Origin of the sequence: Thioclava sp. ES.031 (assembly GCF_002563775.1) — a bacterium.
Classification (GTDB): Bacteria; Pseudomonadota; Alphaproteobacteria; order Rhodobacterales; family Rhodobacteraceae; genus Thioclava.
The window spans coordinates 2282439-2306041 of record NZ_PDJO01000001.1; the positions used below are offsets into that span (position 1 = coordinate 2282439).

Sequence of the window (23603 nt, forward strand, 5' to 3'; positions counted from 1 at the left end):
GGCTAGCGTTGCGGGGCGCGAACCGGTTCAGTCTGGCGTGCCGGGAGCGTCGGCACAGCCGTAGGCGCTCGCCCCGTGCTCAGCGGCGGCAGCGTCAGCGCGGTGCAGCGCATCTGAGTGGTGGGCGGCGCCAGCAGCACCCGGTCGCGCCCGCCATTCTTCGCCGCGTAGAGCGCCCCGTCGGCGCGCGCATAGAGGCTCCGCAGTTCCTCGCCGCGCTCCCATTCGGCCACCCCGATCGAGACAGTGACCTGCAGCACCGCGCCGTTCTGCTCCTCGAAACGCAGCCCCGCCACACAGGCGCGCAACCGCTCCGCCACTTCGAGCGCCTCGACCAGCCCCGCCCCCGGCAGGATCACCGCGAACTCCTCGCCGCCGACCCGCGCCATCGTATCCTCCAGCCGCAGCTGCGCCCGCATCGCCCGCGCTGTCCGGCGGAGAACGCGATCGCCCAGAGAATGCCCGCCCAGATCGTTGATCTGCTTGAAATGGTCGAGGTCGATCATCAGCGCCGTGAAAGGCACCTGCTCGCGCATTCCTTGCGCGAAATACTGCGCGAAACGCCGCCCGAGCATCTCCCGGTTGAACAGCCCCGTCAGCCCGTCGCGCATCGCCCGGTTCACCAGTTCCCGCTCGGCCTTGCGCCGCGCATGATCCACCCGCTCCAGCGAGACCGCCATCAGGATGATCAGCCCGATATTCACCCCCACGATGGTCGCGACCAGCAACAGCAGCTCCGCGCGCACCTGACTCCCCTGATCGTTGAGCAGGTAGAACGTGCCCAGCAGGAAGGGCGCGACGACCCCCAGAAGCATCTGCGCCCGTGCCTGCCGCCCCGAGGCATGCTCGTTGAGCAGCACCCGCATCACCCCACGATCGCTGCGGCAGATGAGCCCCGCATAGGCGAGACACATGATCGCCAGCGCCGCCCCGATCGACACGCCCTCCGCCAGCCGACTGGTCGCGATACTGTGCGACAGCAGGTACATCAACGCTCCGCCGAACACCGTCAGATAGGCAACCGTTCCAAACAGATAAGCGCCCGCCTCCAGCGCGAAGAACCCCGCCGCGGTGATCCCCAGTAGCGCGGCCGCGCTCCCCCCGATCGCCCCCGCTGAGCTCAGGTCATAGACCTCCGCAACGCTCCAGAACAGGCACAGGAGCAGCGTTCCCGCCGCCAGCCCGCGCGCCACATTCGGCGCCTCGCGCCGGAACGCGATCGCCCCCGCCATCGCCAGAATGGCCAGCGCCGTCCACGCGCCCATCGCGTTCCACGACGTGAGCGCGCGACCGACCATGTCCTCGCCCGACAGAGCGGTGGCTACCTGCGCCAGCATAGCCAACCCCGCAAGCGCTGCGGCGAAAACCAAAAGAGGACGGATCAGAACCCGGGCCCGGCGAAACACAGACATAACGAGACCTCAACTGCGCGGGCAGAAGGACGTTTTGCATTAGGCACCCGCGTCCTCTCTATCAGGACGCTGAATTCGTTAACGAAGGGTTAACATTCACGCGGGCGCTATTGCACTTTCGGTCAAGTATTTGCGAATTGCACAAATTTTTCATTCGGATAGCGCATCAACACCTCATGCCGTGGCGGCCCGTGTCCCAGCGTGGAATGGACCAACGCCACCTGCTCGGGCGCGAAGGCCGGCAGCTTCACAGCGCCTTGCGCCGCCATGAATCGCCCCAGCCGCAGCAACTCCCCCGGGCTCGCGCGCTTGCCGAACCGCGCCAGCGTCACATGCGGACGAAACCGGCGCCGCGGCAGGTCGATCTCCGCCATCCGCGCAGCGCCCATCACCGCACGATGCCAGCGTGCAAGGTTGGCATCGGCCTGCACGCCCAGCACCAGCGCCTCCGGACGCGCGGCACTGCCGAAAATCTCCAGCCCCGCCAGCACCACCTCCGGCCCGGGCGCCCAGTCGACCACCCGCAGCCCCTCGTCCAGCGCCTCGAGCTGGCCTGCGTCGATCTCGTCGAGAAAGGCCAGCGTCATGTGCAGGTTCTCGGGCTGCACAATCCGGCCCGCGCCCAGAGCCTGCTGCAACCGCTCGATGGCCTCGATATGCGCCTCGGGCAGCTCGATCGCGACGAAACTCCGCATCTTCCCTCCCCCGAACGCAGGCGCGCGCTTTGCGCAAAAGAAAAGCGGCGCTCCGGTTCCCCGAAGCGCCGCCCTTAACTCTCTCTCAGCGTCAGCCGTAAAAGGCTTACTGCGCTTCCGAGATGAATTTCACCGCATCGCCGACGGTCTGAATGTTCTCGGCGGCGTCATCGGGGATCTCGATGCCGAACTCTTCTTCGAAGGCCATGACCAGCTCGACCGTGTCGAGGCTGTCCGCACCGAGGTCGTCGATGAACGAGGCGCTCTCAGTGACCTTGTCCTCTTCCACGCCGAGATGCTCCACGACGATCTTCTTCACGCGATCAGCGATGTCGCTCATGTCAATTCCTCAAAGTTTATAGGGCGTAGCCCGTTCATGCTTGCTCGATTACGAGCGTCTCAACCCGCGCGCCCCGGGTCAACCCGAAGACCGCAATTCAGAGCTGTGGCGACCCGCCAAGCTCATCTGCTGCGCTCTTAGCGATTGCGATGCGCCATGGCAAGACGTTTCTCTAGCCTAGCAAACGCCTTAGTGCCGTTGGGTCACAAAGCTGTGTCACGCCAGCCGCAGTCAGAATTTGACCGGCATTGCGCTCAGGCCATTGTCCCGCCGCCATTGACGTGCAGCACCGCACCGGTGACGTAGCCCGCCTCGGGACTCGCGATGTAGCGCACCGCAGCCGCGATCTCTTCCGGCGTGCCCATGCGCCCGGCCGGGATACCCGACAGGATCGCGTCTTTCTGAGCATCGGTGAGCTTTTCCGTCATCGGCGTCTCGATGAAGCCCGGCGCGACGCAGTTCACCGTCACGCCGCGCGTCGCAACTTCCTGTGCGAGCGATTTCGATGCGCCGACGAGACCCGCCTTGGCCGCGGCATAGTTCACCTGACCGGGATTGCCGGTCTGCCCGACAACGGAGGTGATGTTGATGATCCGGCCCCAGCGCGATTTCATCATCGGGCGGAGAACCGCGCGCATCAGGCGGAACGCCGCCGTCAGGTTCACGTCGATCACCGATTGCCAGTCCTCGTCCGACATCCGCATCGTCAGCTGATCCCGCGTGATGCCGGCATTGTTCACGAGGATGTCGAGACCACCCATCGCCGCGATCGCCGCTTTCGGCAGCGCCTCGACCGATTCCGGATCGCTCAGATTCGCGGGGCAGACATAGGCGCCCTCGCCCAGCTCGGCAGCCAGTGCCTCGAGCGGCTCGACCCGCGTGCCCGACAGTGCCACCGACGCACCGCCCGCATGGAGGGCTCGCGCGATCTCGGCGCCGATTCCGCCCGAAGCCCCGGTGACAAGCGCGCGTTTGCCTTTCAAATCGAACATCATGCTACCTCATATCTAAGTTGGCGCTCTCTTAGCAGCGAATGCGCCGTTAGGGAACTCTAAGTGCCACACGCCATGGTTGCGCTGCCCGTGGGAGCCGCGCATCGCGATCACAAACGCATGAAAAAGCCGACCAATTCGATTTCGAACCGGTCGGCCTGCGCTTCTTCTTGACGGAAATATCCCAGGGGGTCCGGGGGAGGATCCCCCGGCGCAGCCCTCAGCCCTTCAGCGCGGCGATATCCTCCGGCGTGCCGACCGCGCGGCAGGTCACCTCTTTCGCGATCCGGCGGATCATGCCCGACAGCGCCTTGCCCGCGCCGATTTCCCAGATCTCATCGACGCCCTGACCGGCCATCCACGCCACGCTCTCGCGCCAGCGCACCGAGCCCGTGACCTGCTCGACCAGCAGCTCGCGGATCAGGGCCGGGTCGCTCACCGCCTCGGCGCGCACATTGGCGACCAGCGGCACGACCGGCGCCTTGATCTCGACGCCCGCCAGCGCGGCATCCATCGCATCCGCCGCAGGCTGCATCAGCGCGCAGTGGAACGGGGCGGAGACCGGCAGCATCACGGCGCGCTTCGCGCCCGCTTCCTTGGCGAGCACGGTGGCGCGCTCGACCGCCGCCTTGTCGCCCGAGATCACGACCTGGCTCGGATCGTTATCGTTCGCCGCCTGACACACCTCGCCCTGCGCCGCCTCGCCCGCGACTTTCGACGCGGCCTCGAAATCGAGGCCGAGGATCGCGGCCATCGCGCCCACGCCCACCGGCACAGCCGATTGCATCGCATCGCCGCGCACGCGCAGCAGGCGCGCGGTATCGGCCAAGCTCAACGAACCCGCCGCGCAAAGCGCCGAATATTCGCCCAGCGAGTGACCCGCGACATAGGCCGCGTCAGTCACCGCATAGCCTTCGGCCTCCAGCGCGCGCAAAGCCGCGATCGAGGTCGCCATCAGCGCGGGCTGCGCGTTGGCGGTCAGCGTCAACTCGTCCTGCTCGCCTTCCCAGATGAGCGTGCTCAGCTTTTGCCCGAGCGCCTCATCGACCTCTTCGAACACCGCTTTCGACGCGGGGTAGGCGTCGGCCAATGCCTTGCCCATGCCGATGACCTGTGCGCCCTGACCGGGGAATACGAATGCGCGGCTCATGCCTGATCCTCCTGATTGATCTTTGGTTTCCCTTAGCGAGAAGGGCGCGGCGGGGCAAGTTCGCTGCCCCTCTCCCCGCTCAAGCCTTACCGAGGATCCGCGCCGGGTTGCCCGCGACCGTGGCACCCGCAGGCACGTCGCGCGTCACCACCGCACCCGCGCCGATGATCGCGCCATCGCCCACCGTGACACCGGGCAGGATGATCGCGCCGCCGCCGATCCAGACATCTTCGCCGATCCGTACGGGCCGTCCGAATTCCAGCCCCGTCCGGCGGCTCTCGAGATCGCGCGGATGATCGGCGGTCAGGATCTGCACCTTCGGCCCGATCTGCGTCCGATCGCCGATCGTGACCGCGACCACATCGAGAATGACACAGTCGTAATTCAGGAAAACCCCGGCCCCGAGCCGGATATTGCTGCCGTAATCGCAATGAAAGGGCGGGCGGATACGCGCGCCCTGCCCGACTTCGGCGAACAACTCCGACAGCAGCGCATGGCAGTCCTCGGCGCTATGCGCCACGGTGGCGTTGAACCGGTCCATCCATGCGCCCGCACGCGCCACATCGGCTTCGATCTCCGGCCCCTCGGCGCGATACAGCTCGCCCGCCAGCATCTTGTCCTTCTCAGAGCGCATGATCCCTCCCCGTCCCATCGCCGGATGATCCTGCCCCAGCCGCGCGCAAAGAAAAAGGGGCGCTTGATGCGCCCCTTCCCCTCAGTCCAGTTCGAGATGCGCGACCCCGTCAGAGCGCCGCCCGATCGAGCGCCCATCCGCGCCGATGGTCGCGCGCACGCGCCGCCGCATCGAGGAAAAGGCCGGGCTTTCAACCACATCGACCGGCTCGTCCAGCGCGATCTCGATGTCGTAATGGGTCGCGCCCTTGCGGCGCAGCGCATGGACGCGCCCGCTCACCGGATGGCCCAGATAGCGCCCGCGCACCGTATCGCCCAGGGCATAGCCCGGCGCCTCCGTCGCGGGTTCGGCGCGCTTGAGCGCCGCCACCATCGTGTTCCAATCGGCATGACCCGCCGCCTGCGCGGTCAGTTCATAGGCTTTCGACAGCGCAACGGGATTGCCCGCGCGCGCCATCGCATCGGCCAGACGGCGCGCCTGCGCCTTCACGTCTTTCACTGTGTTCATAGTCATCGTCTCGTCTCCACGGGGATAATCCACCGCCTCGGGGCCCGCATTGCCGAAGAGCCCCCGAAAGAATGGAGAGCGATCGTGAACCGGATTTCACCATGGGTCACACCCCGCGGGCGGCAGGCATCCGGCAGCCAAGGCCCGACAGATGGGCGGCGCGGGTGAGTCTGTCAAGGGACGGGGCCTTACCCAACGTCGGGCGATGCGAAAGCGCCATATCTCAGACCCAAAGCGAAAGGGGCGCCCGACCGGACGCCCCTTCCTATCACTGTCCCTCTCCCGTTTAGCAGGAGTAGTAGTACTTGTATTCCACCGGGTGGGGGGTGTGCTCGAACGCGTACACTTCTTCCCACTTCAGTGCGATGTAGCCCTCGATCTGGTCCTTGGTGAACACGTCACCGGCCAGAAGGAAGTCGTGATCGGCTTCGAGCGATTCCAGCGCTTCACGCAGCGAGGCGCAAACGGTCGGGATCGCGGCCAGTTCTTCCGGCGGCAGATCGTAGAGGTCCTTGTCCGAGGACGGGCCCGGGTCGATCTTGTTCTTGATGCCGTCGAGGCCAGCCATCAGCAGAGCCGAGAAGCACAGGTAGGGGTTCGCCGACGGATCGGGGAAACGGGCTTCGACGCGCTTTGCCTTGGGGGATTCAGCCCACGGAATACGGACACAGCCCGAACGGTTACGTGCCGAATACGCGCGCAGAACCGGAGCCTCGAAGCCCGGGATCAGACGCTTGTAGGAGTTGGTCGACGGGTTGGTGAAGGCGTTGAGCGTCTTCGCGTGCTTCAGGATACCGCCGATGAAGTACAGCGCTTCCTGCGACAGGTCGGCGTATTTGTCGCCTGCGAAGAGCGGCTTGCCGTCTTTCCAGATCGACATGTTCACGTGCATGCCGGTGCCGTTGTCGCCCGCGATCGGCTTCGGCATGAAGGTCGCCGATTTGCCATAGGCGTGCGCCACGTTGTGGATCACGTATTTGTACTTCTGGATGTCGTCGGCCTGCTTGGTCAGCGTCCCGAAGATCAGGCCCAGCTCGTGCTGGCACGAGGCCACTTCGTGGTGGTGCTTGTCGACCTTCATGCCCATGCGCTTCATGGTCGAGAGCATTTCCGAACGCAGGTCCTGCGCGTCATCCACCGGGTTGACCGGGAAGTAGCCGCCCTTGACGCCCGGACGATGGCCCATGTTGCCCATCTCGTAATCGGTGTCGGTGTTCCAGGCCGCGTCGAGCGCGTCGACCTCGTAGGAGACCTTGTTCATCGAGACCGAGAACTTCACGTCGTCGAAGAGGAAGAATTCCGCTTCCGGACCGAAGAAGGCCGAGTCACCGATGCCCGAGGCGACGAGATAGGCTTCGGCCTTCTCGGCGGTGCCGCGCGGGTCGCGGGCATAGGGTTCGCCGGTGTCGGGCTCGACCACGGTGCAGTGCACGCACATGGTTTTCTCGGCGTAGAAGGGGTCGATATAGACCGAGGACGCGTCCGGGATCAGTTTCATGTCGGACTGATCGATCGACTTCCAGCCCGCGATCGAGGAGCCGTCGAACATGAAGCCTTCTTCGAAGAAATCTTCGTCGACCTCGGTATGCATCAGCGTCACGTGCTGCAGCTTGCCGCGCGGATCGGTGAAGCGAACGTCGACGTATTCGACGTCTTCGTCCTTCATCAGTTTAAGAGCGTCCTTGATGCTCATGTCACATTACCCTTTCGTTGAGCTTGGGTTATCCCCGGACCCGCAACGGGGCCCGTCGGGAATGGCGGAAGTTACAGCGCGTCGTCGCCCGACTCGCCGGTGCGGATACGGATCGCCTGCTCCATCGGAGAGACGAAGATCTTGCCGTCGCCGATCTTCTCGGTGCGCGCGGCGTTCGTGATCGCTTCGATGGCGGCATCGACGAGGTCGTCGGGCAGCACCATCTCGATCTTCACCTTGGGCAGGAAATCCACGACATATTCGGCGCCGCGATAAAGCTCGGTATGGCCTTTCTGGCGTCCGAACCCTTTCACCTCGATCACCGAAAGGCCCTGAATACCAACTTCCTGAAGTGCTTCTTTCACTTCATCGAGTTTGAAGGGCTTGATGATCGCCTCCACCTTTTTCATGCCGCCGACTCCTCCGTCAGGTCTTCGTTCCGACCCCCTCAGACCACTTTCCCAAAGCCCCCGCAATCGGCTAGGCTGGACGGGAGCGGAATGGGGATCGGAATTCCGAAAGCCGCGCCCGCAATTCGTGCAAGTAGCACAAAAAAGCAGCAGTTTGAAAACGATTCCTTTGAAGACCTGAGGACCATGCCCGAAATCCTGACCGCGAGCCAAATGCGCCAATGCGAACGCGCCGAGATCGAGAGCGGCGCGGTGACGGGGCTTGAATTGATGGAGCGCGCCGGAGAAAGCGTCGTCACGGCGATCTTCTCGCGCTGGCCCGATCCGGGGCCCTCGCAGGCGGTGGTGCTGTGCGGTCCGGGCAATAATGGCGGCGACGGCTACGTGATCGCGCGCCTTCTGGCCGAGCGCGGCTGGAACATCGCCTGCTACGCCTATGGCGACCCGACCCGCCTGCCCCCCGATGCACAGACCAATCACGACCGCTGGGCGCAGATCGGCGCGGTCCTGCCCTGGGACGATGCCGCGATCGAGGACCGGATCGACGAGATGGAGGGCGGGCTGGTGATCGACGCGCTGTTCGGCACAGGCCTGACCCGCCCGATGCCCGAGGACACCGCGAAGACATGGCGCGCGATTTCTCCGCGGCTGTTCTCCAACCCGCCGGAGCAGCGCCCGCGCTTTGTCGCGGTCGATATTCCCAGCGGGATTTCCTCCGATAGCGGCCGCAATCTCGGGGGCGCTTTTCCCGCCGATCTGACCGTCAGCTTCCACCGCGCGAAATGCGGCCATTACCTCGACTCCTCGGACGGGCCCGACGCGCCCGGCGGCGGTGCGACGATGCGCGGCCATCTGGTCGTGACCGATATCGGCCTGCCGCAAGATGCGATCCCTGGCGCCGCGCAGCTGATCGACCGCCCGTCGCATTTCCTGATGAAGCGGACGGGGCACAAATACAGCCACGGCCATGCGCTGGTGCTCTCGGGTGGTGCCGGCAAAGGCGGGGCTGCGCGGATGGCGGCGCGGGCGGCGCTGCGGATCGGCGCGGGGCTGGTGACGCTCGCCTGCCCGCCCAAAGCGCTGGCCGAGAATGCCGCCCATCTCGACGCGATCATGCTGAGCGCCCTGCCCGACGCCTATTCCTTGCGCGGGATGCTCGGCGACGAACGTCTCAATGCGCTCTGCCTCGGCCCCGGTCTGGGCATGGCCCGCGCGCAGGAGATGGTGCCGGCCGCGCTTTGGGGCAATCGGGCGACGGTGCTCGATGCCGATGCGCTCAGCGCTTTTGCCGACGATCCGAGCGTGCTTTTCGGCCAGCTTCACGCGACCTGCGTGCTGACCCCGCATCCGGGCGAGTTCAAACGGCTCTTCCCCGATCTGGCCGATAAGCTGTCAGGCGACGACCCGACCTATTCCAAGCTGAATGCCACCCGCGACGCCGCGGCGCGCGCGGGCTGCACGGTGCTGCTCAAAGGGGCCGATACCGCGATTGCGGACCCCGACGGGCGCGTGGCGCTGCATTCGGCAACGCAGGACCGCGCGGCCCCGTGGCTTGCGACCGCAGGCGCGGGCGATGTGCTGGCGGGGTTGATCGCGGGGCTGCTTGCGCGCGGCTTCACCCCCTTCGACGCCGCGACCTCCGCCGCATGGCTCCATGTCGAGGCCGCGCGCCACTTCGGCCCCGGCCTGATCGCCGAAGACCTGCCCGAAGCGGTGCCGCAGGTGCTGCGCGCGCTGATGGCGCAGGACTGAGGCCACCCGGGCGCCCTGCTCTGCGCATCGCTTTTTTCGACCTGCCTCGCGCAAAATTGACATCAATCAATGATACCCCTCACCGCGTCGTGAAAATGAGCACGGGAAACGCAACTTTTGGGGTATTGGCGTGGGACTTTCTTCTTCGGGCGCGCGGTCGGAAATGCGGCGCGCTTTTTCCGGGAGCCGTGGGCTGATCGGCTCGGCTGTTCTGTTCAGCTTTTTCACCAATCTTTTGCTGCTGACCGGGCCGCTTTTCATGCTGCAGGTCTATGACCGGGTAATCGGTTCGCGCTCTGAAGAGACGCTGGTCGCGCTGTTCGGCCTCGTGGTGTTCCTCTACCTGTTCTACACCATTCTGGAATTCGTCCGCGCCCGCGTGATGGCGCGGGTCGGGGCACGGCTTCATGCCAATCTCTCCGACCGGGTCTTCCGCGCCTCGCTGGAGCGCGCAGCGCTCGGGCGCACCGACAAGGGCGCGAGCGCGTTGCAGGACCTCGATGCGGTGAAGACCGTCTTCGCCTCGCCGGTGCTGCTGTCGCTCTTGGACATCCCGTGGACGCCGGTCTTCGCCGCCGCGATCTTCATCTTCCACCCGCTTCTGGGCTGGCTGGCGCTGGCGGGCGGTGCGCTTTTGGTCGTGACCTCGCTGCTCAACCACTGGATCACCCAGACTCGCCTGACCGAGGCGCAGGGCACCTCTTTCGCGGGCAACCAAATCGCGCGGCAGGTCGAGGACGGGGCCGATTACCTCTGGGCGCAGGGCATGGGAGAGACCATGCGCGCGCGCTGGCAGGACACCCAGACCGAGGGCCAGCGCAAGATGCTGCGCGCGGCCGACTGGACCGGCGCGTTCGGCGCCTTCTCCAAAGGCTTCCGGATGCTGCTGCAATCGGCGGTGCTCGCCGTGGGCGCGTGGCTGGTGCTCAATCACGAAATGACGGCGGGCGCGATCATCGCGGGCTCGGTCCTGCTGGGCCGTGCGCTGGCCCCGGTCGAGCAGGTGCTGGGCCAATGGACGCTGCTGCACCGCGCGCGCAACGGCTGGGCCTCGCTGCGGGCGTTTCTGGGCTCCGTGCCCGAACCGCGCCAACCGACCGAACTGCCCGCCCCGACCGGCAATCTCTCGGTGCGCGGCGTCTCGGTCTCGCGCAAGCGCGGCGAACGTCCGATCCTGTTCAATGTCAGCTTCGATGTCGCGCCGGGTGAAGCCATCGGCGTGATCGGCAAGAGCGGCTCGGGCAAGACGACGCTGGCGCGGGCGCTGGTGGGTCTCGTCTCGCCCACCGCGGGCGAGGTGCGCCTCGCCGCCGCCAAGCTCGACCAATACAGCCCCGAGCGGCTGGGCCAGTTCATCGGCTACCTGCCGCAGGTGGTGAAGACCTTCGATGGCACGATCGCCGAGAACATCGCGCAGATGGCGCAATCGCCGGATGCCGAGCGGGTCGTGGCCGCCGCCAAGAAAGCGCATATCCACGAGATCATCCTGCAACTGCCCAAGGGCTATGACACCCAGATCAGCGCGCGCGACGCGCAGCTCTCGGGCGGCCAGCGCCAGCGACTGGGTCTGGCCCGTGCGCTCTACAACGATCCGGTGCTTCTGGTGCTCGACGAGCCGAACTCGGCGCTCGATTCCGAGGGCTCCGAGGCGCTGAACGCCGTGGTGAAGGCGATGACCGAGGAAGGCAAATCGGTCGTGCTGATGACCCACCGCACCAACGCGATCAAAGCCTGCTCGCGCCTCGTGATCCTCGAAAGCGGTCAGATCACCGCGCAGGGGCCACGCGACGAGGTCATCCAGTCGATGATCAAGAACGCGCAGGACGTGCAACGCATTCTGACGATGAGGGCCGAGAAATGAGCAAATCCTCCGATTTCGCAAATAGCCGACTTCTGCTCGCCGCAGGCTTCGGCGCGATCACCCTCCTCGTCGGCGGCATGGGCGCCTGGAGCGTCGGCGCGAAGATCAACGGCGCGGTCGTGTCGCGCGGCGTGGTCAAGGTCGAGAGCGAACGGCAGGTGATCCAGCACCCCGACGGCGGCGTCGTGGGCGAAATCCTCGCCCATAACGGCGATCAGGTGCATGCGGGCGACGTGCTGCTGCGCCTCGACGGGACCTTCCTGCGCTCGGAGCTCGCGATCGTGCAGGCGCAGCTTCTGGAGATCGCGGTGCGCAAGGCCCGGCTGGCCGCCGAGCGCGACGATCTGGCAAAGGTCGATTTCACCGTATTGCCCGACTTCCCGATGCTCGATCCCGAACAGGTCGCCCAGCAACGCGAGGGCCAGAGCAACCTCTTTGCCGCGCGTCAGGCGACGATGGCCAAGAAGATCAACCAGCTGCGCGAACAACAGCAGCAGATCGAAAAGCAGATCGAAGGCGTCGAGGCGCAGCGCGTCTCGCTGATGGAGCAGCTCGACCTCGTGTCGCAGGAGCTGGAGGACAAGCAAAGCCTCTATGAGCGCAAGCTGATGGAAGCCTCGCGCGTCCTCGCCACTCAGCGCGAACACGCCAAGCTGACCGGCGAGATCGGGCGGCTGAACTCGGTCATCGCGGAGGCCCGCGTGCGGATCTCCTCGCTCGAGATCGAGGTGGTGGGCCTGTCCGAAGATCGCCGCGAGGCCGCGATCACCCAGCTGCGCGACCTGCAATATAACGAGATTTCGCTGGTCGAACGCGAGACCACCCTGCGCGAGAAGCTCGCGCGGCTCGACGTGCGCGCGCCGGTCGATGGCGTGGTGTTCGGCTCGCAGGTCTTCGCGCTGCAATCGGTCATCCAGCCCGCCCAGCCGATGATGTTCCTCGTGCCCAGCGATCAGCCGCTTTACGTCTCGGTCCGCGTCGATCCGACGAGCATCGATCAGGTCTATTCCGGCCAGCAGGTCTCGCTGCAATTCTCGACCTTCAATCGCCGCACCACGCCCGCGATCCCGGCCGAGGTGCTGCGGGTCTCGCCCGACGTGCAGACCGACGAGGCGAACCGCGAGACCTATTACGAGGCGACGGTGGAGCCCGACCCGGAAGCGCTGGCCGCCCTGCCCGAGGTCAAGCTGATGCCCGGCATGCCGGTGGAGGCCTTCCTCAAGACCGATGCGCGCACGCCGCTGTCCTACCTGACCCAGCCGTTGACGATCTATTTCAACCGCGCCTTCCGGGGGGAATGAGGGGGCATCTAGCCTACCCTAGGCAGCGTCCCAAACGATCAAGATGAACGGCCCGGCGGATACCTCGCCGGGCCGTTTTCGTGATCGGGGACAGATTGCTGCGCCGAGGCAGCCGAATGAAAAAGGCCCGGCGGATCGCTCCGCCGGGCCTTCCTCCCCCCAGTCAACCAGTTCATCGCCCCGGGATCATTGGGTCGCGATGAACACACCGGGTTCAGGCTGCGGAACGAGATCAATCGTCGTCGTGGTATCGCCCGCGATCGTGTTCACCCCATTGTCGCCGTCGTAGAAATGCCCGGTCATGCCAATGACGGTTGCGTAGGTCGACCCGCCATTATCCAGATCCCCGCTCAGCTGGCCCGCGAACTCCTGCTCGCCCGCCAAGTTGGTCGAGATGGGCACATTCGGCATCGTCATCGAGCCCGAATAGGCCCCGTCTGTCTCATGCTGGAAGTTCGCTGCCGACCCGCTGATCTGCGGCGTGGCCAGATCTGCGGTCAGGGTGAGTTCCCCGATCAACTCGCCGCCATTGGCCGAGCCCGACACATAGCCGGTATAGGTGCCCGAACCATTCGTGGGCAACGTGGTCAGAGCAGTGGCGTTGGGATCAATCGCGCCGGTGTTGGTGTCGATGACACCCGTATCCAGAGCCATCTGCTGCGCCTCGGAGACGAGCGTCGCGTAGTCCCTGACGGCGGGCGTCGAGCTGCTGCTGCCGCCACAGCCTGCGAGACCCGCAATTACGCCAGCCAGAACGAGGTATTTCACTTGGTTTTTCATCATTTTAGTCCTTGTAGTTCAATCAGCTGGCTAGGCTCAGGCCATCAAAGTGTTGTCAGGGATGAAGACGTCAGGTTCGGCGTTGAAGTCCGCCACGTCCACGCCGCGGAGGATCATGTAGTCATCCCCTGCCGTGAGAAGCGTCCCGATCGACCCGTATTCGGACACCGAAACATCGCCTTCGACAAAGCCGGAGAGCTGGATCGAGTCGACGCCGAGGTCGAAGTCGTAGACCATGTCGACATTCGTGCCGTCGGCGAAGACGAACGTGTCCGCGCCGACCCCGCCATAGAGCAGGTCGAACCCTGCCCCGCCGTCGATCGTGTCGTCACCCGACAGGCCGTAGATCGTATCGTTCCCGGCGAGACCGAGGATCTCATCGTCCCCGAGGGTCCCCGTCAGGTGATCGTTGCCGCTGGTGCCTTCGATCGGCGCCTCGGACACCGGCGCATCGCCCGCACCCGGGTTGGCCAGAAGGAAGTCTTCCTCCATGACGAGCCCCTGGCTCGGCCCGAGATCGCCCGCCACGTCGGTCAGCGTCGCGATCAGAACCGGGTCGGCGCCGGCTTCAGCCCCATCCGTGTCGAGGTAGATTTCAAGATTGGTCCCGTTCACCACTTGCGAGATGTTGTCGGCGAAATTCGTGTCCGAGACGCCCAGACCGATCAGGCCGATCGCATCGGTGCCGACTTCGAAATCGCTGATGGTGCTTGCGGTCAGCGGCACGCCCTCCACCGAGGAGCCGTAGCTGAGCACGAAGAGATCGGTGCCCGCGCCGCCCGTGAAGGCGTTCGAACCGATCCCGACAAGGAAATCATTCCCGTCCGTGCCGACGACATCGGCCTCGACCGCGTAGGGCGTGACCAGCTCATAATCCATCAGCAGCTCGGCGCTGTAGACCGTCGCGGGTTTGATATCGCCCTTGATATAGACCGCCATATCGAAGCCGTCGGAATAGTTCATCCCGTTGACCGAGACATCGCCGGGCTTGTCCTGCCAACCCGCGCTAACCGAGAGCGGCTGGGCGGGATAGCCCCAGTCGAGCAGGTTCAGAACCGTCTGGGTCTCTGCGCCGACCTCGTATTTCACCTCGTCATTGGTGGGCGGCGGCTGGTCGCTCGGATCGTCGGGAATAACCACCGAGGGCAGATCCTGGCCATATTTGTCGGGCTGCAGACGCCAGCGCGGGCCGCTATCGGCATATTCCGTGCCATCCTCGTTCAGGACCGGCTCGAAAGGCTCGCGATCCATCGTGGTGTACCACGCATTGGTGAAGCCCTCGGCCCCGTCTTCCGCGCCAATCGCCGCAAGATCGCTCGCATCCCATTGATCGGCGAGATACTCATCGCGCAGGATCGTGTCTGCGGGATAAAGCGTGCCGTCACCCGCGTAATAGGCATCCGTCGTCAGCCAGACCTCGCGCGGCCCAAGCCCATCGTCGTTATAGGCCGGATCAATGTAATAGGTCGGCAACGTGCCGATCGCGGCCTCGTTCTCGAAATCTTCGGGGCGCACCTGATCGTTGGGGTTGTTGGTGATCGTGTGGTGCACGACCAGCTCAGCCTCGGTCACGTGGTAGATGTTGCGCAGCGAGGTATAGGGGTTGTACTCGCTCCACTCGTCGGGCAGGTCCATCGTCGCTTCAAGACGCACATCATTGGGCTTCTTGATCGTGTTACCCCAGCGATAGAGCAGCTTGCCGTCATCCTTCACCGTCACCGAATAATCGCTGCTGACCGCGATATTTTCGGTGATCTCGGTCTCGTTGGGGGCGAGAACATCCTTGATGTCGATGACACCATCGCCGTTTTTGTCGCCCTCCATGTTAGGCAGCGCTTCAAGTTCGGTGATCACATCGGAGACCAGCCTGCCGTTCAGCGCCGCATCGCTGCTGCTGACAACCCGAAGCTCGTCGTCGAGCGGATAGAGCGCGTCTGGATCCCCGGGGAATTTCTGATCCGACAGGATGTTCTGCATCACGACGTAATGCTCGGTCGAGGCCTTCACCGTGTTGCCGCCCAGACCCGCGAGCCACGTACCGTAGAGCGCCGGCGTCTTGAACGTGTCGGTCGGCGCGTCGGAGATCACGAGGCCAAGCTGATTACCCTCGCCGTCGTAGACATCGCCAGCCCAGCCTTCGGCATAGTCAGGATTTTCGGGATCGATGACCTTTTGGGTCGCGTCTTGGAAATCGGCGACGTTATAACCGAACTCGCTCTCGATCGGATAGAGCGTCACTCCTTCCTTGGTTTCCTTCGTACCATTCGTTCCGGTTGTATCGAAGTAAGCCAGCGGATCCTCCGCCGCGCCGACCGTCATCCCGTCGAAGGTCACCGTAATATCCGCCGTGCTGAAAACATGCGACGAGCGGAACATCGGATCTGTGTTCAGCGGCTCGTCCCAGTCGTCGACATTGCTTGGGTCAATCTGTGTCGCCATGTCTGCGTCCCCTTTTTGCATATGAGCGAACCGACGAACCCTCAGGCACTTGCCTGCCCCTCATCCGTCACGGCCCCGCGTTCAGTGGCGTCCGGTCAGGAAAATGAGGCCTATCGACCTAATTTCGCTGCGAAATTACCGTTCACCGTGAGTCACATTCATGTGAATGCCTCGTGATTCGCATTGATATGTGTCAATGAAACCCTAAGCAGTCCGGCGACGTGATTTCTCGGTCGCAGAAGTGGCATCTTCGCAGGGGAAAAGACCTCTCGCGCCGGCGCGAAAGGTCAGAAATTCGACCGCAGCCCAAGCCGGAGCTTCACCTGCGAGCTGTCGTAGAAATCGACATTGGAGCGGGTCTCCTCCCCCTCCAGTCGCAGCGTGGGCGAGATGCCGTAGAATTCGAGCTTCGGGAACCCGAATTGCAGCGCCAGCCGCCCGCGCGTGTCGTAACGCGCCCCCGGCCCGTAGAGCGTCGCATCATAGTCGCGCCGCTCCAGTTCCAGCGCCGCGCCGACCGTGACGGTGCCGGCAAGCCGTTTGGCGAAATCGTAGGACACGCCCGCCAGCACCGCCTGATGATCGATCTCGACCGCCTCGGAGGAGGCATCGCGCAGGGCGAAGGACAGGCCCAACCGATCGCCCGACCGGAGCTGCCGTCGATGGCTCAGGCTCGTGGTGATGATCGTCGCCGAATTGCGGAAACTGTCGAGGCGCAACTGCCGCTCGCCCGAAAGCGTCACCTGCGTGAGCGCGCGGCGCGGATCACCCCACTGCGCGCTTCCCGAAAGCCGCAGATAATTGCTCAGGTCGTCGCCGCCATACCAGTTCTTGCCCGCGAGAAGATCGACGCGATAGCGCAGCGGCGCATCGGCCGGGCTGAGCGCCTGCCCCAGCGTCGTCTCGATCGCGCTGAACGCGTAATCCGAGCCGCGCGCATCGGGCACCGTGTCCGTCGCATCGCCCGACAGGATCACTTGTTTGGTATAGATCTGCGCGCCGAAACTGGCGGGCAACTCCCCCAGACCCGCGAATTTGTAGCGCGCCTTCAACGACAGCGAAATCTCATATCCCGACAGCGCCTTGGCATCGGGATTGAGCGTGAAGTCGATGCCGCCGATATCGACGGTATCGGCGAGGCTGCCATTGTTGACATTGCTCGACGCGCCCGCGTCGAAATTCACCGAGAAGCTCCACGGGCTGGCCGCGGAAAGCGCGCGATAATCCCGCACGCTCGCGGCGCGCACGGCGTCGTTCGGCGCCATTTCGATTGCGCGGCGTTGCCAGAGCTGGGCTGCGAGCGGATGACCGAGATCGTAATTCGCCGCCGCCATCTCGACCGCGCTGACGTATTTTTCCTGCTGTGTCCGGGCCTGCGCATTGGCGCGAGTGGCCGCCGCCTTCGCCCCTGCCGGGTCGCCCTGCGCACGAAGGGCCCGCGCCAGCACGACGAGCGCGGCCACATCGTCGGGATTGCGTGCCAGACGTGCGCGCGCCGCAGCCTCCGCGGCGTTCCAATCGCCCGAACGCAGAACCTGCAACAGCGCCGCGTCCGTCATCGCATCGACGACCGGAACCTCTGCGGCCACGGGACCGGATCCGAAAACGCAAAGCAGCAGAGCAATCGCTCCGCCACGCAGAATACGCCGTGCGCGTTGCAACCTGCGCCCGCCGGTATCGAATTCGGTCATCGTCACCCCTTTGACGCCAAGCGACCAGACGAAACGGGCGGCAAGAGGTGAAAGCCCCTCGCCGCCCGTGTCAGGTTACTGCGACGCTTGATCGCGCGAGCGGTCCTGGTCTTGCGTGTGGGTCCCGGTGGTGTCCGTCGACGTACCCGCCGGGGCCATCATCGCTTCGTCGTTCATGTCGGTCGCTGCCGGACCGGTCATCGTTTCGCAGCCAGCCAGAGCCGCAGTCACGCCAAGAATGATAAGCAGGTTTTTCATCTGTCTCTCCTTTGTTGCAGGTTATTTTACCGTGACTATTCAGCGTGATTCTTTGATGCCGATCAACGTGCTAACTGCGCATCACGATTTTTCCTGCGAAATCTTGCGACAGGGCGATGAAAAGACCGGCGAAAACGCGGCTTTTCGGGTTCCACCCCCTCGCATCCCCCTCCGAGCGTGATTAGACTCCTTCACGCGACAGGGAGGCGAAACGCGATGAACGAGCACTCGAAAGCCGGGGAGCCGATAGAGCTTGAAGGCGTCTTGGCGCAGGGCAAATTGCAGCGCCTTCTCAATGCGTTGCCGCCCGATCTTCGCACCGAGATGTTACCCCTTTGGCAAATCATCCGCTTCTCGCCGGGCGATGTGCTGATCGAAGACGGCGAGGTTGCGGACCGGATCGGCTTCGTCACCGACGGCTTTCTCGCCATGTCGAAAACGCTGCAGGACCGGCATCGCCACATCATCGGGCTGATCACGCCATCGGATATGTTCGGACGCGCCTTCAACGGGCCCTCCGGCTACCGGATCGAAGCGCTCAGCGGCGGCGCGGTTCTGACCTGCGACCGGCAGAAATTCGAAGCGATCATCAGCCGCTCGCACGAGGCGGAACGGCTGCTTCTGCTGAGCATCCTCGACGAACTTGATGCCGCGCGCGAATGGGTGATGGTGCTGGGCAGCTCGAAAGTCGTCGAGCGGCTGGCCTCGCTCCTGATCATCCTGAGCCGCCACAAATACCGCACACCCGAAGGCACCGCGCATGAGCCTGTCCAGCTGCGCCTGCATATCCATATCAAGCGGGTCGATATCGCCCATCTGCTGGGCACCTCGCCGGAATCGCTGAGCCGTGCATTCCATCAGCTCGAGCGCAGGGGCGCGATCCGTCTCGTCACCCCCTACGATATCGAGCTTGCGGATCTCGCGGCGCTGATCGACATCTCGGGCAATTCGCTGGAGATGCGCGACGCCTGAGAGCGCTCAGCTTTCCAGAAACTCTTCCAGTCCCTCGGCCAAGGCGTCGAGATCGTTCAGCCGGAACTGTCGGGAATTCAGGATGTCGATCAGCCCGTCCTTCTGGAACTGATGCAGCGACCGGCTGACCGTCTCCTGCGTCGTGGCGATCAGATCGGCGATATCCTGACGCGGCAGCAACATCGTCAACATGCCGCCCCCTTTGGGCAGGGTTTGCCACGGCATGATATTGCGCGAGAGCAGAAGCAGCACGCGCAGCCGGTCGGTGGGCCCGCAGGCCCCGAGAAGCCAACTCAGCCGCCGCGCCTTGTGGATCCAGCTTTCCGCCTGATGACACAGCGCCCGGCGCAATTCGGGCTCCTGATCGATCAGCTGCGTGAAACGCGCCGACTCGAACAGACAAAGATCCGTGTCGATCACCGCCTCGATCGCGGTGTCGCGCGTTCCGTTGATAATCTGCCCGACGCTGTCGCCCGGCACGACGAGACCGGTGATCTTGCGTCGCCCCGAGAGCGAATGGCTCTGCATCCGCAACATGCCGCGCTGAACCAGCGCGATATGGTTGCAGGTGACATCTTCCTCGCAAAGCCGGTCATTGGCCGCGCAGGTAATCGTGCGCGCCTGTTCCACGACCCGAGCCAAGGCTCGATCCGAGAGGGATCCGCACACGCCTTGGTTGCGCCCGTTGCAACCTGCGCAATGCAAGATCGCCTCTGCATTTCGCAAAGGTGCCGTCATCGCAATCTCCGAAGGGGTTTACCCACACTCTTCGCAGCAAAACTGCGTACTCGTCCCCTAGTGCGTAATAAGACTATGCAAATGACATATCAGACTGTCAACACATGCGCGTGATAGAGTGCATATATGTCAAATCACTATCGCAGATGTGACGAGACGATGCCTCGCAACCCTCTGAGACTTATGGAAATTGTCAGAAATTCCGCGTGGATCAGGCGTCGACGCTTGCCACTGCGGCGGCCATTTCCACACCGTCGACATAGATCACTTCGGGCGTCTCGAATTCCAGCACGAAGAGCCGCGCGCGGCCTTGGCCCAGCGTGACATAGTGCCCGTCGACGACCGATTGCGCCGGCAGAAGCGCCTCGCGCTTGCCGTAGATCACCTGCACCCGCCAGTCGCGCATCATTAGCTGCGCGCCCTGCGCAATCAGAAGTGGCGCCCCGGGCCGGTCATGGCCAAGCGCGCCGGGCGAGATGCGGATCAGCGCGCCCACATATTCGCCCGCCCGCAACGCCTTGAGCCTGCAGGTCCCGCTGCGCGTCACGATCCGGTCGCCGGGTTCGAGAAACTCGATCGGGATGGCCCCGTCCAGCGTGTAGACCCGCGCCCCGGCGGCGATCCCCGCACTGAGATCCGGCGTGGGCCTGCGCGCCTCGGGCGGCGCTGCGCGCTCGGTCACGACCGGACCGGCCGGGCCCGGCAATGTGTGGCGTGGATTGGATTCGATTATCTGGCGGAGCATGGCCATGCCATCCCCCCGCCCTGGTGCCTGTCCCATGGCGATACCTGCTCTTGCCTACTCGTAACTTTGGCGTCTGACGCGCCTTTGGATAAAGGCTAACCCTCACCATCGCGTTAAGACGAGCAAAATCGCATCTTCCTCTTTCCGAGCCCTCAGGCTGTTGCTATTACGCCCCTGATGCGGGTGTGGCGGAACTGGTAGACGCACCAGATTTAGGTTCTGGCGCCTTTGGCGTGGGGGTTCGAGTCCCTTCACCCGCACCACTCCCCACTTGCGGAATATCACAAGATACCCTCGCCTTATCACGCGAGCGTGCTAATTTCGGATGGCTGCGCGGGCCTGCTACGCCCCCGCTTTGGTGACCGAAAGCGTGGGAGGCGTGATGGTCGAAGGCCCGCAAATGCCGCCCCGGCGGCCTGTCGAAGACGCGCCGGAGTCCCGCTCGCACAGGCCCAATTCCAGCCACGCGCTCAGCCGCGACGCGATTGCGGGTAATCCGAATTTCTTCGCCGCCCAGAAAGTGGTGGCGACGATGCTGCTCGACGTGCAGGCGCAGACGCCGCGGATCGCGCGGCACATGGCCTCGCATCGGCGCTGGCTCGTCAGCCAGACCAGTTTCGCGCTTGCGATGCGGGCGAAGACGGGGTCGGACGCGCCGGAGCTGACGCCGGGCCGGCTTCTTGCGGCGCTGACGCCCCATGTCGAGATCAACCGCAAGACGCTGAGCCAGTATCTGGGCGAGATGGAGGTGCACGGCCTGCTCGCCCCGCCCTCCGAGCCCAAGGGCGACCGGCGGCTGCGGCCCGTCACCACCACGCTCATGGCCGAACAGGGGATGCGGCGCTGGTGCGAGGGGCATCTGCATTGCCTCGATATGCTCGACGGTGGCGCGCGGCTGGCAGCGGCGCGCAACGATCCCGATCTTCCCTTCGCGATGCAGCGGCACATGGTCGAGATCATCCGCGCCGATCCCGAATGGCGCGCGCCGCCGCCCTCGATGGCGCATTTCCTCGGCTCCGACACCGGCGGCATCCTGCTCCATGCGCTGATCCGCATGCTCACCGACCTGCGCGAGACCGACGGGCGCATCTATCTCGAACCGGTCAGCATCGCCGCGCTGGCGGAGCAATTCCTGATCTCAGTCTCGAAGATCAAGCGAATGATCCAGAAGGCCGAAGAGGCGGGCCACCTTGGGTGGGAATTGCCGCGCAGGCGGGGCCGGCTCTGGCTCTCGCCCGATTTCGTGCGCGACCATTTCCGCAGGCAGGCGGTGAAGTTCGAATGCGTCGAGCGCGGCTGGCGCGCCGTCGCGTGAGGACGAGAGAGCGGTTTTCCGGGCGCAACACGGGGCGCAAAGACGCGATCTGTCCGAAAATGACCGCTGAGTTTCAAACACTTCCGGCTTAGAGTGGACCTTCAGGGAGGTCGTGACGTCTTCGCTTGGGCTCCGCAAACAAGGGGGCGGATCCGCCGAAGCGGTGAGAGATCACGACGACGCGCCCGCGCGGCGCAATCCCGGATTCGCGGCCGGGGCGACCATTGTGGGGTGGTGCGTCCCGGCTGCAACTTCCCGCCCGATCCACCGCAGCCGCGCCCCGCACCTTGCGCCGCTTTGTCAGCGCCCGCCCTGCCCGCTCTCGATCCTGTGTTCCCGGCATCTCCTCGCACGCGCCCGCCCGCGCGCGTATTTCACCGCCCGGAGGCCGCCCCGCAGCCCCTTTTCGCCTTGCCACCATGGCTGAGGCTCAATAGAAGGACGCCTGAAATTCGAGAACCGGCCGCGATCCGCGCGGCGCCCAGAGACAAAGGACAAACCATGCAGGTCACCGAGACCCAGAACGACGGCCTCAAGCGCGGCTACGAGATCACCATCACCGCCAAGGAACTCGACGAGAAGGTCACCGCGAAGCTTTCCGAAGCGCAGCCCGAGATCGAGATGAAGGGCTTCCGCAAGGGTAAGGTTCCGATGGCGATGCTGCGCAAGCAATTCGGCCCGCGCATCCTCGGCGAAGCGATGCAGGAATCGGTCGACGGCGCGATGAGCGAGCATTTCGAGAAGACCGGCGACCGCCCCGCGATGCAGCCGAAGATCGAGATGAAGGACGGCGAGAACTGGAAAGAGGGTGACGACGTGATCGTGACCGTCGAGTACGAAGCGCTGCCGGACATCCCGGATGTCGATCTGTCGGGCGTCAAGCTCGAGCGTCTGGTCGTCAAGGCCAACGAGGGCGAAGTGAACGAAGCGCTGGAAAGCCTCGCCGCGACCGCCAAGAACTTCGAGACCAAAGAAGGCAAGGCCGAGAACGGCGATCAGGTCGTGATCGACTTCGAAGGCTTCGTCGACGGTGAAGCGTTCGAAGGCGGCAAGGGCGAAGGCTACCCGCTGGAAATCGGTTCGGGGTCGTTCATCCCGGGCTTCGAAGAGCAGCTGACCGGTGCGAGCGCAGGTGACGACGTCGAAGTGACCGTGACCTTCCCGACCGAATACGGTGCGGAGCATCTCGCGGGCAAGGAAGCGCTGTTCAAGTGCAAGGTCCACGAAGTGAAGGCGCCGAAGGCTGCCGAGATCGACGACGAGATGGCCAAGCAGTTCGGCGCCGAAGACCTCGCCGCGCTGAAAGCGCAGGTCGCAGAGCGTCTGGAAGCTGAATACCAGGGCGCAGCGCGTCAGGTGATGAAGCGCGGCCTGCTCGACCAGCTCGACGATCAGGTGAAGTTCGACCTGCCCCCCTCGCTCGTGGAAGCCGAGGCCAAGCAGATCGCGCACCAGCTCTATCACGAAGAGAACCCGGACGATCACGGCCATGACCATGGCGAGATCGAGACCACCGACGAGCACAACACCCTCGCCGAGCGCCGCGTGCGTCTTGGCCTGCTGCTCGCCGAAATCGGCCGCAAGCAGGAGATCGAGGTCTCCGACGCCGAGATGACCCAGGCGATCATGAACCAGGCACGTCAGTACCCGGGTCAGGAGCGCGCCTTCTTCGAATTCGTGCAGCAGAACCCGCAGATGCAGCAGCAGCTGCGCGCGCCGCTCTTCGAAGACAAAGTCGTCGACTACATCGCTGGCGAAGCCAATGTGGACGACAAGGAAGTCTCCAAGGAAGAGCTGCAGAAAGAGATCGAGAAGCTCGACGAGCTGTGATCTTCGGGCGCTCAGCCCAACAATAGCGAAGGCCGCCTCTCGGGGCGGCCTTTTGCGTTCGTGGATGGGAGGTGGCGCGGGTCGCGCC

21 protein-coding genes and 1 tRNA gene are annotated in these 23603 nt (G+C 64.5%); 7 read left to right on the top strand and 15 right to left on the bottom strand.

The features are described 5' to 3' along the window. Positions 1–2: 2 nt before the first annotated feature. From AXZ77_RS10905 to AXZ77_RS10945, 9 genes are all read right to left on the bottom strand, one after another. Positions 3–1337 carry a GGDEF domain-containing protein gene (locus AXZ77_RS10905; protein ID WP_176536021.1) on the bottom strand — a complete coding sequence of 445 codons (1335 nt, stop codon included), beginning with the start codon at positions 1335–1337 and terminating at the stop codon, positions 3–5. A gap of 197 nt (positions 1338–1534) precedes the next feature. Continuing rightward, positions 1535–2107: an RNA 2',3'-cyclic phosphodiesterase gene (gene thpR, locus AXZ77_RS10910; protein ID WP_098411174.1), complete on the bottom strand. Its 573-nt coding sequence runs from the start codon at positions 2105–2107 to the stop codon at positions 1535–1537. A gap of 106 nt (positions 2108–2213) precedes the next feature. Then, a complete protein-coding gene (locus AXZ77_RS10915; protein ID WP_075775036.1) occupies positions 2214–2447 on the bottom strand; it encodes an acyl carrier protein in 234 nt (77 codons plus the stop codon). Between the two features lie 254 nt (positions 2448–2701). Further along, on the bottom strand, positions 2702–3439 hold the full coding sequence (gene fabG, locus AXZ77_RS10920; RefSeq protein WP_078571083.1) for a 3-oxoacyl-[acyl-carrier-protein] reductase: 738 nt from the start codon (positions 3437–3439) through the stop codon (positions 2702–2704). A gap of 220 nt (positions 3440–3659) precedes the next feature. Next, complete coding sequence (gene fabD / locus AXZ77_RS10925) at positions 3660–4589, bottom strand: ACP S-malonyltransferase (protein WP_098411175.1); 930 nt, start codon at positions 4587–4589, stop codon at positions 3660–3662. Between the two features lie 79 nt (positions 4590–4668). Continuing rightward, positions 4669–5223, bottom strand: coding sequence for a sugar O-acetyltransferase (locus tag AXZ77_RS10930; RefSeq protein WP_098411176.1), 555 nt, complete (start codon positions 5221–5223; stop codon positions 4669–4671). Between the two features lie 81 nt (positions 5224–5304). Continuing rightward, on the bottom strand, positions 5305–5736 hold the full coding sequence (locus tag AXZ77_RS10935) for a glyoxalase superfamily protein (protein WP_141536260.1): 432 nt from the start codon (positions 5734–5736) through the stop codon (positions 5305–5307). 280 nt (positions 5737–6016) lie between these two features. Next, positions 6017–7423 carry a type I glutamate--ammonia ligase gene (glnA, locus tag AXZ77_RS10940; protein WP_098411178.1) on the bottom strand — a complete coding sequence of 469 codons (1407 nt, stop codon included), beginning with the start codon at positions 7421–7423 and terminating at the stop codon, positions 6017–6019. A gap of 71 nt (positions 7424–7494) precedes the next feature. Further along, entirely contained in the window at positions 7495–7833 is a 339-nt protein-coding gene (locus AXZ77_RS10945) for a P-II family nitrogen regulator (protein WP_075775041.1), read from the bottom strand. A gap of 186 nt (positions 7834–8019) precedes the next feature. Between AXZ77_RS10945 and AXZ77_RS10950 the strand changes: the two genes are divergently transcribed. The 3 genes from AXZ77_RS10950 to AXZ77_RS10960 all read left to right on the top strand — a co-directional run bounded on the left by AXZ77_RS10950 (position 8020) and on the right by AXZ77_RS10960 (position 12747). Further along, a complete protein-coding gene (locus tag AXZ77_RS10950; RefSeq protein ID WP_098411179.1) occupies positions 8020–9585 on the top strand; it encodes an NAD(P)H-hydrate dehydratase in 1566 nt (521 codons plus the stop codon). Between the two features lie 163 nt (positions 9586–9748). Then, positions 9749–11446, top strand: coding sequence for a type I secretion system permease/ATPase (locus AXZ77_RS10955; protein WP_098411180.1), 1698 nt, complete (start codon positions 9749–9751; stop codon positions 11444–11446). Continuing rightward, positions 11443–12747, top strand: coding sequence for an HlyD family type I secretion periplasmic adaptor subunit (locus AXZ77_RS10960; RefSeq protein ID WP_098411181.1), 1305 nt, complete (start codon positions 11443–11445; stop codon positions 12745–12747). The genes AXZ77_RS10955 and AXZ77_RS10960 overlap by 4 nt, the downstream gene beginning before the upstream one ends. 186 nt (positions 12748–12933) lie before the next feature. Here AXZ77_RS10960 and AXZ77_RS10965 read toward each other — a convergent pair whose 3' ends face one another. The 4 genes from AXZ77_RS10965 to AXZ77_RS10980 form a co-directional block, all read right to left on the bottom strand. Beyond that, complete coding sequence (locus AXZ77_RS10965) at positions 12934–13527, bottom strand: hypothetical protein (RefSeq protein ID WP_141536261.1); 594 nt, start codon at positions 13525–13527, stop codon at positions 12934–12936. 36 nt (positions 13528–13563) lie between these two features. Further along, the gene (locus AXZ77_RS10970) at positions 13564–15966 is read right to left on the bottom strand and encodes a calcium-binding protein (RefSeq protein WP_176536022.1); all 2403 of its coding nucleotides are present in this window, start codon (positions 15964–15966) and stop codon (positions 13564–13566) included. A gap of 287 nt (positions 15967–16253) precedes the next feature. After that, positions 16254–17657: a surface lipoprotein assembly modifier gene (locus AXZ77_RS10975; protein ID WP_098411184.1), complete on the bottom strand. Its 1404-nt coding sequence runs from the start codon at positions 17655–17657 to the stop codon at positions 16254–16256. 75 nt (positions 17658–17732) lie between these two features. Further along, positions 17733–17915 carry a hypothetical protein gene (locus AXZ77_RS10980; protein WP_098411185.1) on the bottom strand — a complete coding sequence of 61 codons (183 nt, stop codon included), beginning with the start codon at positions 17913–17915 and terminating at the stop codon, positions 17733–17735. A 216-nt stretch (positions 17916–18131) separates the two neighbouring features. Here AXZ77_RS10980 and AXZ77_RS10985 point away from each other — a divergent pair, with 216 nt between their 5' ends. Next, a complete protein-coding gene (locus AXZ77_RS10985) occupies positions 18132–18887 on the top strand; it encodes a Crp/Fnr family transcriptional regulator (RefSeq protein WP_098411186.1) in 756 nt (251 codons plus the stop codon). A gap of 6 nt (positions 18888–18893) precedes the next feature. On the opposite strand, the gene AXZ77_RS10990 is transcribed toward AXZ77_RS10985, so the two are convergent. After that, the gene (locus AXZ77_RS10990; protein ID WP_176536023.1) at positions 18894–19529 is read right to left on the bottom strand and encodes a Crp/Fnr family transcriptional regulator; all 636 of its coding nucleotides are present in this window, start codon (positions 19527–19529) and stop codon (positions 18894–18896) included. Positions 19530–19836: 307 nt separating this feature from the next. Beyond that, positions 19837–20370, bottom strand: a complete 534-nt coding sequence (locus AXZ77_RS10995) for a Hint domain-containing protein (RefSeq protein WP_176536024.1) — start codon at positions 20368–20370, stop codon at positions 19837–19839. A 179-nt stretch (positions 20371–20549) separates the two neighbouring features. Between AXZ77_RS10995 and AXZ77_RS11000 the strand changes: the two genes are divergently transcribed. From AXZ77_RS11000 to tig, 3 genes are all read left to right on the top strand, one after another. Beyond that, a tRNA-Leu gene (locus AXZ77_RS11000) sits at positions 20550–20633 on the top strand. Positions 20634–20752: 119 nt separating this feature from the next. Then, positions 20753–21685, top strand: a complete 933-nt coding sequence (locus AXZ77_RS11005) for a hypothetical protein (RefSeq protein WP_098411189.1) — start codon at positions 20753–20755, stop codon at positions 21683–21685. A 501-nt stretch (positions 21686–22186) separates the two neighbouring features. Continuing rightward, the gene (gene tig / locus AXZ77_RS11010; protein ID WP_098411190.1) at positions 22187–23515 is read left to right on the top strand and encodes a trigger factor; all 1329 of its coding nucleotides are present in this window, start codon (positions 22187–22189) and stop codon (positions 23513–23515) included. Positions 23516–23603 lie beyond the last annotated feature (88 nt).